This is a genomic window from Aquitalea sp. (genome assembly GCF_030150775.1).
In the GTDB taxonomy this organism is placed as follows: Bacteria; Pseudomonadota; Gammaproteobacteria; order Burkholderiales; family Chromobacteriaceae; genus Aquitalea; species Aquitalea denitrificans.
In genome coordinates, this window is record NZ_JASLFG010000061.1 from 65002 (window position 1) to 77192 (window position 12191).

The following is a 12191-nucleotide window of genomic DNA, read 5'->3' on the forward strand; positions in this document are numbered from 1 at the left end:
ATGCCGCCTGGTCAATCGGCTTTATTCCGGGCTGGCCAGTGCGGCTACCAGACTGTCACGCGTCAGCGGTTTGGTGACGATGGCATTGAAGCCGGCCTTGAGCATGGCATCCTGTTCGTCACTCATGGCATGGGCGGTGTAGGCAATCAGGCGCAAGTCCTGCCAGCGCGGCTCCGCGCGCAGCTTGCGGCACAGCTCTATGCCACTCATGCCCGGCATGCTGATATCCAGCAGTACGCAGTGATAGTCGTGTTGTTGCAATTGCTCCAGCGCTTCGAAGGCGCTGGCGGCCTGATCTGTCTTCCAGCCCATGCGTTGCAGAAACAGGCCTGCCACCTTGCGATTGATTTCGTCATCATCAACGACAAGAATGGTGTCCAGCTTGCTCATGCTTGTTTTCCTTCCAGCGGAATGCTGACGTGGAATACCGTACCCACGCCGACTTGTGATTCAAAACCAACCTTGCCGGACATCAGCCGTACCAGCTCCTTCACCAGTGCCAGGCCCAGACCGGAACCGCTTTGGGTTCGGGTCAGGAAGGCATCTGCCTGGCGGAACTGCTCGAACACCAGTTGCTGCTGGTCGGCCGGAATGCCGCAGCCGGTATCGCGTATGTCCAGTTGCAGCTGGTGTGGACTGACTCTGGCATCAATCTGTATGTGGCCCTGCTCGGTAAATTTCACCGCATTGTGCAGCAGGTTGTTCATCACCTGCGTCAACTTGGTCCGGTCCAGCCTGACCGTATCCGGGCAGTCTGCCGCCTGTTGGTAGCTGAAGTCCAGTTGCAGTCCCTTGCCTTCTGCCTTGGGGCGGAACAGCTCCACCGTGTCGCGCAGCATATGGGCCAGGTTGACTTCAACAATTTCCATCGGCATGCGTCCTGCCTCGATGCGGGCCATGTCAAGAATGGAGTTCACCAGCGTCAGCAGATGTTGTCCGCTCTTGTGGATCATGCTGGCGGTTTCCAGATCGCCAGGATCGCTCAGCGAGGCCTGCAGATAGTCCGAACAACCCAAAATACCATTGAGAGGCGTGCGCAGTTCGTGCGACATGTGGGCCAGAAACTCCGACTTCATGCGGTTGGCTGATTCTGCTTGTACCTTGCTCTTTTTCAGGCGCAGCACCATCTGGTACATCACGAAGCCTGCCGTGCAGATCAGCAGGCTGACAATGGCGGCAACCAGGAAATAGGCATTGCGGTGTTCGTAAAAGTCGGCCATGGCCTCGTTTTCGCCCACCCCCATCAGCACCGCCAGCGGATAGCCGTCCACCGCCCGGAAGCTGACGGAGCGCTGCACATGGTCGATGCTGCTTTGCTGCTGATAATTGCCGCCATCCTTGCCCGGCCATTGCCGGAACAGGTTGCTGCTGCGGATATCCATGCCGATACCGGTGCCACCGGCACTGGTGCGCGCCCTGACAATGCCATCCAGGCCAACCAGTGTAACCACACCGGTTTTGCCGATATTGAGGTCTTTGTAGAAGTTGGTGAAATAGAAGGGGTCTACCGACACCACCACCACGCCGCCAAAACTGCCATCCGGCTTGTTGATACGGCGGGTGAATTGCAGCGACCACTTTTTCGATGCCCGCCCCTTCACCGGCTTGCTGATGAACAACTGCCCGCTATCCTTGGCGATATGCACCTTGAAATGTTCGCGGTCACTCAGGTTCATGCTCTTGGTATTGGGGACGCTGGACAGCTGCAGCATGCCATCCGGCCCGATAATGTACAGACCGACAAACAGCTGGCTCTGGATGATGCCCTTGTCCAGATAGCTGTGGATGTCCATCTTGTTGCCTTCGGACTCGTACTGGTATTTCAGGAAGAGTACCGACTGGTCCACCGCACGGATGGTGCGGGAAATGTGTTCCTCGAACACCCGGACCAGGTTTTCGCTTTGCCGCTGCATTTCCAGCTGGCTGCGTACCTTGTCGGTATTCACCTGCCACAGCACCGTACTCCAGATCATGGCTACCAGGAACAGGCTGAACAGCGGAATCATCCACTCCAGGTTCAGGGCACCCAGGCCGTGCTCGAACAGCCGGGCAAGGCCGCGTTTCTCTTGTTTCATCTTTCCCCCGCTTGCTGTTTTCCAATTCGGAAACAGCCATTTCATTTTTTGTTGTACTGGCTGATGTTCAGGCCGCATGTCTTATTGTTTTTTCTGCTGCCGCATGTGTGGGGCAGGGACTGCGGCCTGTTTCCTTTCACCAGCCAGGCTCCATGCTAGCTGCCCGGTGCAGATTGCACTTTGACTTAGGGCATGCTCATGTTTTTTTATAGGATTCAACTTTTAAAAACGACAGCGATTACCGCAGGTATCAGATCAAATCACTGCCCAAAGCGCCAGCATCACGCCGATGATCAGCACACCCATCAAAATCTGCGAGGTATTGCGCTCCTTTTGCAGGGCCGATTTCATGCTGCTGTGAGCCGACTCCAGTAGCGCCACCTTTTCTTCCAGCGCCAGGCGAGACTCATCTTGCATTGCCAGTGATTGCAACATGGCTTCGCCGCCTACTTCCTGAATATGCTCCTTGTCCCATACGCCCAGCAGGCGGCTGATCTTGTCCTTGAAATACAAGCCGGTACGCTGTGCAGCATCCTGCCAGTCAAACTGGAAACCCTGGCTGGCGTAAAAGGCATTGCGGCGCAGTTTCTCTTCTTCGCTGGCATTGCCGGTAATGGCAATCATCCCCGGACTGATGGCGTAGTCGGGATAAATACCCTTGACCCAGGCAATGGTCTGGGCAAACAGAAAGGTATCCAGCCCTTGTCCGGCAAAGGCTTCGGTGCAGTTCACGCCATTCTTGGGGCCGAAGGTGACCGAGTGACTGGGGTGATCCACGCGTACCCAGGCGCAGTTATAAGTGGTATGAAAGCGTGCATCATCATTGGCGTAATGTTGCCATTGATTGCCTTCTATCCTGGCAAAACCACGAAACTGCAGACGGAAGAAATCTGATTGACCTGTCATGGCGCGGCTGCGGTGCAGGATGCCATAAATGGGCGCCGCGCTGGCACTGAGCGTCAACACCGTTTCCCCCAGCGGCATGGCCATGGTAGCGAGGGTGTTCTCGTTTTCCGGTGTGCGCAGTTCCGCTTCTGGCGGTGACGCGGGTTTATTGGTGTTGGCTGGCGTATTCATGCGCTAATCATAGCGTACTCATGCTGCAGCGTTGTGCAGGAAATCCTGAAATCAGTGCATGGCAGGCTTGTTGTTGGTGCGATGCAGCAAAAAATGTCGGTTTTTCCCGACGCCATGCCGGTAAAAAAGCTGGCACGGTGTTTGCATATAGCTAGGGGCATACCCGGTGGCGCCGGGTTTGCGAGTGAGTCTGTCCCGTTGCAATCTGCGGCTTTAATCGTGCATCAAGCCAGGCCTGGGCAATTTGCCCAGGCCCTTTTTTTGTTCACGCTGCGGTGGAGCAGAGGCTGACTTCCTGTTCTGTTCTGATTCCCTGTTTCCCTGTCCGACCAATTCCCACTTCTGCACAGTTTGTATTCGCAGATGCGGAGGATGATTTTCCAGCCGCGTCCGCGCGGCGGCTGGGAAGGGGCCTTTGTGTGACCAAAGGCCCCTTCCAACCCCCTTAGCTCCTGAGACAAGCATGGCCTGCCTGCGGCTGCCCGCCAGGGCCCGACCGGCGCGAGGTGCACCTGAACTCGCGATTTGCTAAGGTCAAATCGCACAAACATTGCAGGCGATTAAGCCCTCCTTTTCTCCGCTGATAACATATCAAGCGAATGAGTGGTAACCACCCCCTATTTGCTAATTATGGCAATGGTATAAAATAACAATAGCAGCCCCAAGACTACTGCCTGGCCAATTCCCTTATGGAAGAAGGCAATCCACTCAAGAGAACACCTTTATGCCAGCCATACCACCAACTGCAACCCCGCAAGTCACAAAACCGCTCATCATCGTTGCAGCCAGCGGAACTGGCGGTGACATACTTCCCTTCATTACCCTCAGCCAAGAGCTCCAAAAAAGTGGCCACCGCATCATGATGCTGGTGCCACATTTACATAAGACCCTCATTGCATCATCTGGTGTGCCATTTCAAACCTTTAGTACCTTTGACGAATGGCAGGCGCTTCTGGACGACCCCAAGCTGTGGGATGAACGTAAAGGCTGGGAAGTAATCTGGCGCGGACTTGTTCCACACCTAGGTGCCGTTAGCCACCTTGTCCGGCAATTGCAAGACAATGAAGACTGTGTTGTGCTAAGCCACCCGATTTTGCTTCCAATGAGCGCATTGGCTAGATCAGTACGCCCCAATCTGAGGATTGTCGCAGCTTACTTGGCACCATCAAATCTATGCAGCAGCCACGACATGCTTGCTGCTGGATCGCTGCAAATACCAGCATGGATGCCCATAGCCTGGAAGCAATTGTTATGGAAAGTGATTCATAAAGCCTGGATTGATCCGGTCACATTACCCAGCCTGAATGCGGTCCGATCTCAGCACGGCTTGCCTGCGGTAGCGCACTTTTTTGAGCATATGCTCACAGTACCGGATGCCTCGGTTGGCCTGTTTCCATCCTGGTATGCTGCCGTTCAGCAGGATTGGCCACAACCTTTCTACGAAGGTTGCTTTGTTAGAAACAGCGAACCCAGCCAGGACAAACTGTCACCAGAACTAGAGCATTTTCTATCCGATGGCACACTACCAATTGTGTTCACTCCGGGTACTGGGCACCGACACGCATCATCTTATTTTGCTGCTGCAGCCAAGGTCTTGAAACAGCTTGGGCGACGTGGGATTTTTGTCACTCCCCATGCATCGCAACTGCCAGATTCGCTAGCTGCCAGCATCATGTGGCAAGCACATGTTTCTTTCGCCTCGCTTCTGCCACGCGTGGCGGCTATTGTTCACCATGGCGGTATCGGAACCATTGCAGAGGCTTTTCATGCCGGGATTCCACAGCTAATCGTACCATTTGCGTACGACCAGTTTGATAATGCGCAACGCGCCAAACGCTTGGGCGTTGCTGATGTGCTCCCGGCAAAACTTTTGTCTTCCACCCGGATGCAAAAAAAGCTGCAAAACCTGCTTACCTCTCATGAGATCAGCCAGTCATGCTCACGTATTGCGCAAAAGATGCCTCAAGAGCCTGGATTGCCCTTGTTGCTAGATCAGATTAAGGCAGCTCTTTTTGAGGGCTTAGAGCCTGTCGGAAAATCTGAACAGTGAATACCCCCCTCACCGCTAGCTACATTGATGACGGTTAACGGTTGGAAGGCCACTATTTTAAATCGGTCACCCATTCGTCTGCTTCTGCCAAGACCTGCAGCGTCGGGAACTCCCGCCCCAGCCATCCCGCCAAGGGCGAGGCCGGAACTTGCGGCGCGCTAACGTCGTGCCGCTGCAAACAGCCGACCGCTACTTACCCTGTGCGGCACGCCTGTTTTGGTTCGCGCTGACGGGACCCGGTTGTATTGGTGCGGTGCTTGCGATAGCGAATCACTGCGTAGTAGATGAGTTTCTGATGCAGGCCAAGAGATTTTTTATGCAAATGCGCGGCCATGACTGGTATCGGCCAGAAGCTGACTTTCTCTCTTAATGCTTGAGCGTATCGTTGTTCTCCTGACAGACCCGGAGTTTTATGATTCAACATCAAATATTCTTGATTGGCGGTGCAGATGATGAAACTGCGAAATTCATAGAGGACGAGGCAAATGGGCTGTTTCGCCTTGTATGTGAGTACAGAGGAAAGACTATTTCATCAGAGGCTCACGACTACTTCGAGGCTCTTTGTACGATTCGATTGGAATTAGAGAATGAAGGGCTGATTCCGTTTTGTTACGGTGCCAGTATTAACGTGTACCCATCCGCTATGGCTCGTGACATGGGAAAAGGAAAAGTTGCATACAAGATGGAAATGGGAAAGCCAGCAACCAGAGAAAATCTGGTACGCATCTTCGAAGAAGGAGCTGATGTCATCCCGTCCCCTGTGGCACTTCAAAAAGAATTTTTTAAAGATTGGTTGGCTTCGATACGAGGTTAATGACCGCTTAGGGTCGAAAGCAGAAGTTCCGCTTTCAGTAGTTTTGATTCGGCACACGAAGCCACCCACATCGCTTGATTCCCCACCGCACCAACGCGCCCATGGGCCCCATCAAGCATGCCGACGGGTGGCCGGAGCGAGGTGTTAAGCGCCTGCCTGTCTGAGCGATTGGACCTTAGCAAATCGCGAGTTCAGGCGCGCCTCGCTCCGGGCGGGACCTGTCGGGCAGCCGCAGGCCATGCTTGCCGGGGTGGCCTTGGAGGTGAAGGAGGGCTTGGCCAGGCAAGCCCTCTTTCCCGTCTGCCGCGCGGAAGCGGCGTGCAAAATATCATCCGCGTGAGCGGAGGCAAAATGCTGTGATTTCCGTTGCGTAAGCTGGATATATCTACTCGCATCTCGACTCAATGAGGGGATTGTTTCAGAAAATCATCATCAGCAACCCAGCCCTCTCGCTCGCCACATCGCACCTGGGTGTAGGCATAGACCTTGGCGACTGCATGATCCAGAGGAATGCACTTCTCTCCGGATTGCAACACGAAAATGGGGGCTTTCAGGTCGTCATTGGGTTCTTTGAAGACCGGCATGCTTTTTTGCACAGTCCAGACTTCATTCGCGTGGCCTGAGCAGGCGGAAAGCGTAAGGGCAATGGAGCAAAGAACTTTTTTCATTTTGATGAGAGGGAAGCATGCGTAGACATGGAGGTGCGGCTTGTCCAGTGAGTAAAACGGGTCTGTGTGCTCTGAGTAAAGTTACCGAACCGACTCGCTAATGGGCCCTGTCGGGTACGGGTTTGGGTTTGTCGCCGTCAGCGCGAGAATTTTATTGGCAGGGAATCGAAAAACGGCGCAGGTTTGCGCCGTTTCCATTGCTGCCGGATGAAGGCAGGTTTGCCTTCACCAGGGCAGCTTTCGCATGGCTTTGGGGAGCGCCGTTGAGAGACGACGCATCAAAGCACTCGCCCATGCCAAACCAGCTTCCCAACGATTTCAAAACCGGGTGTTGCCTGTGTCAGGTCAATCTCGAATGGGTCGTAGGCTTCATTACTGCCGCTCACTTTCAGTTTTGCACCCGGCAAGCGTTGCAAGCGCTTTACCTCCAGTACGCCATCCAGTCGCAGTACAAATAATCCGTTAGCGGGCTGCTTGTCTGCTTTGTTGACCAGCACCACATCGCGGCTGTTCAGTGTGCCGTCCATGGAGTCGCCCGGCACTTGCATCAGTTGCAGGTCGTCCGCCTTCACTTGTAGCTGCTGTTGTATCCAGTGGCGACTGAACGCCATGTGGACGGGGGCTGTGGATTCTGTGCCGGTCAGCAGGAACAGCACCATATTTTCCGCCCAGTAGGGCGGGGAGGCTGTTTCTGCTGCTATGCCGCGATGGACTTCACGCCACTGCGGCTGGGGGAGGTACTGTTCTGGAATGGCGTAAACACGCTTGATGCCGCCTTGCCCTCTGCGCTCTTCAAAGTACCAGCCTTCTCTCTCAGCTCTAGCAATCACGTTTGCTTTGGTCTTTGGAAGCCCTTGCAGCGCCATGCTGGCTATCTCCGCAGCCGAAAATAATTTTTCCATCAGTACGGTTCTTCAATGAAAATAGTATCGTTTTTGATACAGTTTTTGAAGTTTAAGGAAGTGAATCTAAGTATTTGATAATTAAAAATTATTTGTTCAAGTTTCTTACTTTGTTTCAAGCGCGAAACGGTATTGATTTTTGATGTGTTGACGATACTGTTCGATACGCTTAGCTTGTGCATGCCTGATCAACACAAAGGCAGCGCAACCAAGCACATCTACTGACTCAAACAAGCATTCTTCAAGGAGAACCGGCACCGTGCCGACGGCCATGTCGCGCTGCGTGAACAACGCGGCTTGCTGCGGCTGCGCTGGCATTGCGGCAGGAGCACCATGCCAGACATGCCGAATGGTACGTGTTGTCCGGGCAAAACGCCATGCGGCAGTTTGCCTTGCACAGTGCTGCCCGTGTGATCTGCAATTTCCGCTGCCGTACCCGGCGCAAGCAGGATTAAGCCTTGTCTGGTGTATGCGGCTCCTGATGCTTGCGCGCCTCAGTCTGCCGCTGATGATGATGCCTTGTCTGCCACATGGAGCTTCCGACATGAAAAAAGCACCCCCTCTCAGTAGTACCTCTCCGCCCATCCAGTTCCGCTTCAACAAGAAAACCCTTGGTGTTTTTCCACTGGCACAAGGCCCGTGCTTTGTCGCGGCGGATATCGCCAAACTGCTGAAATACCGGGATGAAACCGCCCTGCAAACCGCGCTGGGCAAAAAGGCCGGTTGCCTGCTGACGCCCGCCAGCGGCCCGGCCCTGCTCACCCTGAGCGAAACAGAACTGCGCGATGTCCTGTGCAACTGCGGCAAGCCACAGGCAAGACAACTGCAACACTGGCTGGACGATACCTTGCTGCCGGTCTTGCGCAAGGAGACCGGGCCAGACCACGACAAGCTGCAACTGGCTTATGCCCTGGCTGATGAAGCGGCGCGGCAGGTGGGGCAGGCGGTGTGGGAGTCGGTATTGGCGGGGCAGGCGGACTGGCAGCAGTCGCGCTGGCTGGTTTCCCTGCACTATCAGGCCGAGCAGGGACAACGGCGGCCGTCCGGCAAAACGGTGGCCTTGCAGACCGAAGTGAGCACGCTGGCGGCTTTGGCTGAGCGCGTGGCGGCGGGTGGGACGCTGCCGGTGAGCACGCGTGAGCTGATCAAACTGGCGGCAGCTTGCCATTTGCGGCTGGCTGAGCGCATGCAAAAGCAGGCGCTGCGGGCTTAGGCGCGTAGCAGCGGCAGCCGGCCAAAGCGCTGGCCGAACAGGCTGGTGGCGTCTTTCCCCCACCAGTCTTGCACCACGGTGCTGTACAACTGGCGGAAGTCGATGGCGTAGGGCAGGTTGCCATCGATCAGCCCGGCCAGTGGGGCGGTCTGGCCGTACAGGCCGCCTTTGACGCGTCCGCCCAGCAGAAAGTGGCTGTTGGCGGTGCCGTGGTCGGTGCCGCGGTTGCCGTTTTCGCGCGGGCGGCGGCCAAATTCGGCATAACTCAATACCAGGGTGTCGTCCCAGCGGCCTTGGGCCTGCATACGGGTTTTGAGCAGGGCCAGGCCGTCGGCCAGTTCGCCCAGCAGGCGGGCCTGGGTGGGCTGCTGGTTGCCGTGGGTGTCGAAGCCGGTAAGGGTGATGCGCGCCACGGCAATACGGGTGCCGTTTTGCAGAATATCAGCCAGGGTGTTGATGGCCTGGGCAAAGCCGCCTGCGGCCTTGGGAGGTGCGGTGGGAGCGTCGGCCGGGTTGGCCGGTGGTTTCATGGGCGCTTGTTGCAGGGCGCTGGCGGCGGTACGGATGTCGCCTTCCACTTTCAGGATGTGGGACAGCGCGCTGCTGTGGGCACCGGCTTGCTGGTCTGCCGCCAGCCTGGCCTGACGGGCAAAGTCTTGCGGATTGCTCAGTACCACGGCGCGGGCGCCGCCATCCAGCGGGCCCAGGTTCTGGCTGGACAGCACCACGCCATCGGCAGCAAAACCGGGCGGGGTGGGCTGGCTGCGAAACAGCCGGGTGAGCCAGCCTTCGCCCAGATACTGATTGCTGGCCGAGGCGGTTTCCCAGATTTCGATTGAGCGGAAGTGGGACAGATTGGGCTCCGGGTAGCCTACGCCTTGCAGCACGGCCACTTCCTGCTTTTGCCACAGCGGCAGCAGGCTTTGCATGGCCGGGTGCAGGCCCACTTGTTCGCTCAGTTGCAGTACTTGCGGGCGGGCAATGCCGATGCTGGGGCGCAGGCGGTAATAGTCGTCGCTGCTGTAGGGGATGACGGTGTTCAGCCCGTCATTGCCGCCCTTGAGTTCCACCAGTACCAGCAGGCGCTGGTAGCCGGCCGGGGCCAGTGCATAGCTGAGATTGGGCAGTACCGATACCAGCAGGCCGGCACCCATGGCTTTGAGAAATTCGCGGCGTTGAAACATGGCGGTTTCCTTGTGATCGGTTCAGTGCACTTGATAGGCCGGGTCCAGCAGCAGCGGGGCAATGGCTTGTGCGCCAGTCATGTCGGCAGGCAGCGGCTGGGCCGGGGGCACCGCCAGCAGCAAGCGTGTGGCATCGGCAGCGGTGTTGACGTGGTAGATGGCGGCCCATTCGTCCGGTTGCAGCTTGAGGGGGCGCAGCCCGGCCTGCACCAAGCGGCGGATGCGGGCTTCGCGGCCACGCTGTTCGTCCATCTGGCCATCGGCCATGACAAAGCTGTTGCGGATGGGGGCGGCGTCGTGGCTCAGGCGGTCGAGAAACTGTTTGCGCGTGAGTAGGGTGGTGCTGTTGATCCAGGCATCGCCACCGGGCCAGCCCTTGACATTGGGCGGGTTGAACACGTCCTGCCCTAGTTGGCGGTTGAGTCCGGCCAGCGCGCGCCAGTCCGGCGGGGTGAGGTCGAAGGTCACCAGCGTGCCCACGGTCAGTTCCACCGGCGATTTCACCAGCTGGCCCTGGCTGTTCCAGAAGGCCGGGGTGAGCAGCATGGCGCGCAGCAGCGGGCGCATTTCATAATTGTCGCGGTAAAACAGCGCGGACAGGCGCTGGATGTCGGCCTCGTTCGGGGTGGGGGAGACCAGGTATTTCCATAGCTTGAGAGTGACAAAGCGGGCGGTTTGCGGCTTGCGCAGCAGCATGTCCAGCACGTCGTCGCCATCGAAATTGCCCTGCTGGCCAAAGATGGTCTTGTCGCCGTTGTCATGCAGGTTCGGCCGGTAGACAAACTGGAAGTCCTTGTCCAGCGACCAGCCGGTAAAGGCGCGGGCGGCTTCGCGGATGTCCTGCTCGCTGTAATGGCCTTCGCCCAGGGTGAACAGTTCCATCACCTCGCGGGCAAAGTTTTCATTGGGCTGGCCCTTGCGGTTATTCACCGTGTCCAGGTAGCGCATCATGGCCGGGTCGCGGGCGATGGCATGTAATAGCTGGCCGAAATTGCCCAGCGCCTGACGGCGCAGCAACACATTCTGTTGATACATCAGCTGCGGCACGCCCACCTTGTCCAGCCCGGAAACAAGATGGTTGTGCCAGAACAGCGTCATCTTTTCGGTCAGCGGGCTGGGGCTGATGCGCATTTCCTCCAGCCACCAGCTGCGCAATTCCTGCGCATGTTCGTTGCGCTCTTTTTGCAGGGCTTTCTTTTCGTCTTCAGTCAGATTGGGTTTGCCTGGTCGTTCAAACGGTTCGTTGACCCAGGCGGGAGGGGTGGTGAGGGCGCTATAGCTGAGGTGATCGAGCAGCCGGTCCACCGCCTGCTGGCGGCTGAGCGGTGCATACAGGGCAATTTGCGCTGGATTGGCCCCGAAACCGGTTCGGGACAGCAAGTGGCGCGCACCGGCCTCGCCGATGCCGGCCCAGGCTTGCAGTGGCAGCATGGCAAGCAGTAGCAGACGGATGACAATGTTCACGGATGGCCTCGCAGCAAAAACCGGCCCGCAACACGGCTTGGCAGTCGCGGCCTGTGCTGCGGGGCGGTAAGAATGGGCTGGCAGGCAGCCTGCCCATGGCTGGATTTTACTTGCCGATTTCCTTGCTGACCGTGTTTTCTTCCTGGTTCAGGTTTTTTTGTTCCTGCTTGGTGATGTGGCCGTGGTTCTTGCGGGCATCGGCACGTTCCTGGCGGCGGATGGCGCGGTCTTGCTGGTGCAGTTCGTGCGCTTGTTGCTTGCTGATTTCGCCTTCCTTGCGTTCCTGATGGATGCGCTTGTCCTGATTGGCCAGACGGTGGTTCACCTCGGCGCGGCGCGGGTGCTGTTTTTGCAATTCGGTTTCGGCCGATGCGCTGGCGGACAGGCTGGCAAAGGTGACGGCGGACAGGCTGATCAGCATGATGCGGGTATACAGTTTCATGGTAGTGCTCCTTCGGGTTATCTGGTGATTCTGGTTGAACAAGCGTGCTGTTGTTGTGAATTCATCATGGCGGGAAAGTGTGTACAATCCATTGTTTGTTGGCGGCAGGGTGTTAATTTTCGTGAAAAACGGGTAACGCCTTGTAAGCGAACATGTCGGCAGGTATCTGAAGGATGCCGCCAATCACCAGGGGTGCCCCGCGCGGGCTGAGAAACACCCTAGAACCTGAACTGGATAATGCCAGCGGAGGGAGCGTGATGCAGAAGGCCAACCCGTCTGTTGTTTCGCTTGCTCCTGCGATT

General features: G+C 57.0%; 12 protein-coding genes and 1 riboswitch. Of the genes, 3 read left to right on the plus strand and 9 right to left on the minus strand.

Annotated elements, in window-relative coordinates; translation table 11 throughout:
* Nucleotides 1-21: 21 nt before the first annotated feature.
* The 3 genes from QVF59_RS20545 to QVF59_RS20555 form a co-directional block, all read right to left on the minus strand.
* Nucleotides 22-390: a response regulator gene (locus QVF59_RS20545; protein WP_159875480.1), complete on the minus strand. Its 369-nt coding sequence runs from the start codon at nucleotides 388-390 to the stop codon at nucleotides 22-24.
* Nucleotides 387-2075 carry a sensor histidine kinase gene (locus QVF59_RS20550; RefSeq protein WP_287882383.1) on the minus strand — a complete coding sequence of 563 codons (1689 nt, stop codon included), beginning with the start codon at nucleotides 2073-2075 and terminating at the stop codon, nucleotides 387-389. The genes QVF59_RS20545 and QVF59_RS20550 overlap by 4 nt, the downstream gene beginning before the upstream one ends.
* A 255-nt stretch (nucleotides 2076-2330) precedes the next feature.
* Nucleotides 2331-3152: a hypothetical protein gene (locus tag QVF59_RS20555; protein ID WP_159875482.1), complete on the minus strand. Its 822-nt coding sequence runs from the start codon at nucleotides 3150-3152 to the stop codon at nucleotides 2331-2333.
* A 724-nt stretch (nucleotides 3153-3876) separates the two neighbouring features.
* On the opposite strand from QVF59_RS20555, the gene QVF59_RS20560 reads away from it, so the two are divergent.
* Together QVF59_RS20560 and QVF59_RS20565 are read left to right on the plus strand one after the other, a co-directional pair.
* A complete protein-coding gene (locus tag QVF59_RS20560) occupies nucleotides 3877-5202 on the plus strand; it encodes a nucleotide disphospho-sugar-binding domain-containing protein (RefSeq protein WP_287882385.1) in 1326 nt (441 codons plus the stop codon).
* A gap of 412 nt (nucleotides 5203-5614) precedes the next feature.
* Nucleotides 5615-6016 carry a hypothetical protein gene (locus QVF59_RS20565; protein WP_287882387.1) on the plus strand — a complete coding sequence of 134 codons (402 nt, stop codon included), beginning with the start codon at nucleotides 5615-5617 and terminating at the stop codon, nucleotides 6014-6016.
* A 401-nt stretch (nucleotides 6017-6417) separates the two neighbouring features.
* On the opposite strand, the gene QVF59_RS20570 is transcribed toward QVF59_RS20565, so the two are convergent.
* The 3 genes from QVF59_RS20570 to QVF59_RS20580 all read right to left on the minus strand — a co-directional run bounded on the left by QVF59_RS20570 (nucleotide 6418) and on the right by QVF59_RS20580 (nucleotide 7904).
* Entirely contained in the window at nucleotides 6418-6684 is a 267-nt protein-coding gene (locus QVF59_RS20570; protein WP_287882389.1) for a hypothetical protein, read from the minus strand.
* A gap of 278 nt (nucleotides 6685-6962) precedes the next feature.
* Nucleotides 6963-7586, minus strand: coding sequence for a helix-turn-helix domain-containing protein (locus QVF59_RS20575; RefSeq protein ID WP_287882391.1), 624 nt, complete (start codon nucleotides 7584-7586; stop codon nucleotides 6963-6965).
* A 105-nt stretch (nucleotides 7587-7691) separates the two neighbouring features.
* Complete coding sequence (locus tag QVF59_RS20580) at nucleotides 7692-7904, minus strand: hypothetical protein (RefSeq protein WP_287882393.1); 213 nt, start codon at nucleotides 7902-7904, stop codon at nucleotides 7692-7694.
* Between the two features lie 226 nt (nucleotides 7905-8130).
* Between QVF59_RS20580 and QVF59_RS20585 the strand changes: the two genes are divergently transcribed.
* Entirely contained in the window at nucleotides 8131-8799 is a 669-nt protein-coding gene (locus QVF59_RS20585) for a BRO-N domain-containing protein (protein ID WP_287882395.1), read from the plus strand.
* On the opposite strand, the gene QVF59_RS20590 is transcribed toward QVF59_RS20585, so the two are convergent.
* The 3 genes from QVF59_RS20590 to QVF59_RS20600 form a co-directional block, all read right to left on the minus strand.
* Nucleotides 8796-9983: a DUF1501 domain-containing protein gene (locus QVF59_RS20590; RefSeq protein WP_287882397.1), complete on the minus strand. Its 1188-nt coding sequence runs from the start codon at nucleotides 9981-9983 to the stop codon at nucleotides 8796-8798. The genes QVF59_RS20585 and QVF59_RS20590 overlap by 4 nt on opposite strands.
* Nucleotides 9984-10004: 21 nt before the next feature.
* Nucleotides 10005-11447 carry a DUF1800 domain-containing protein gene (locus tag QVF59_RS20595; RefSeq protein ID WP_287882398.1) on the minus strand — a complete coding sequence of 481 codons (1443 nt, stop codon included), beginning with the start codon at nucleotides 11445-11447 and terminating at the stop codon, nucleotides 10005-10007.
* A 106-nt stretch (nucleotides 11448-11553) separates the two neighbouring features.
* Nucleotides 11554-11889, minus strand: coding sequence for a hypothetical protein (locus QVF59_RS20600; protein ID WP_287882400.1), 336 nt, complete (start codon nucleotides 11887-11889; stop codon nucleotides 11554-11556).
* Between the two features lie 178 nt (nucleotides 11890-12067).
* Nucleotides 12068-12159, plus strand: a riboswitch (TPP riboswitch).
* The last annotated feature ends 32 nt before the right edge of the window (nucleotides 12160-12191 follow it).

What these genes read in the sequence shown, in the direction of transcription:
- QVF59_RS20550 (WP_287882383.1), bottom strand. Translation starts at nt 2,075, where the DNA reads ATGAAACAAGAGAAACGCGGCCTTGCCCGGCTGTTCGAGCACGGCCTG.
- QVF59_RS20575 (WP_287882391.1), bottom strand. Translation starts at nt 7,586, where the DNA reads ATGGAAAAATTATTTTCGGCTGCGGAGATAGCCAGCATGGCGCTGCAA.
- QVF59_RS20600 (WP_287882400.1), bottom strand. Translation starts at nt 11,889, where the DNA reads ATGAAACTGTATACCCGCATCATGCTGATCAGCCTGTCCGCCGTCACC.
- QVF59_RS20560 (WP_287882385.1), top strand. Translation starts at nt 3,877, where the DNA reads ATGCCAGCCATACCACCAACTGCAACCCCGCAAGTCACAAAACCGCTC.
- QVF59_RS20570 (WP_287882389.1), bottom strand. Translation starts at nt 6,684, where the DNA reads ATGAAAAAAGTTCTTTGCTCCATTGCCCTTACGCTTTCCGCCTGCTCA.
- QVF59_RS20545 (WP_159875480.1), bottom strand. Translation starts at nt 390, where the DNA reads ATGAGCAAGCTGGACACCATTCTTGTCGTTGATGATGACGAAATCAAT.
- QVF59_RS20585 (WP_287882395.1), top strand. Translation starts at nt 8,131, where the DNA reads ATGAAAAAAGCACCCCCTCTCAGTAGTACCTCTCCGCCCATCCAGTTC.
- QVF59_RS20580 (WP_287882393.1), bottom strand. Translation starts at nt 7,904, where the DNA reads ATGCCAGCGCAGCCGCAGCAAGCCGCGTTGTTCACGCAGCGCGACATG.
- QVF59_RS20590 (WP_287882397.1), bottom strand. Translation starts at nt 9,983, where the DNA reads ATGTTTCAACGCCGCGAATTTCTCAAAGCCATGGGTGCCGGCCTGCTG.
- QVF59_RS20555 (WP_159875482.1), bottom strand. Translation starts at nt 3,152, where the DNA reads ATGAATACGCCAGCCAACACCAATAAACCCGCGTCACCGCCAGAAGCG.
- QVF59_RS20565 (WP_287882387.1), top strand. Translation starts at nt 5,615, where the DNA reads ATGATTCAACATCAAATATTCTTGATTGGCGGTGCAGATGATGAAACT.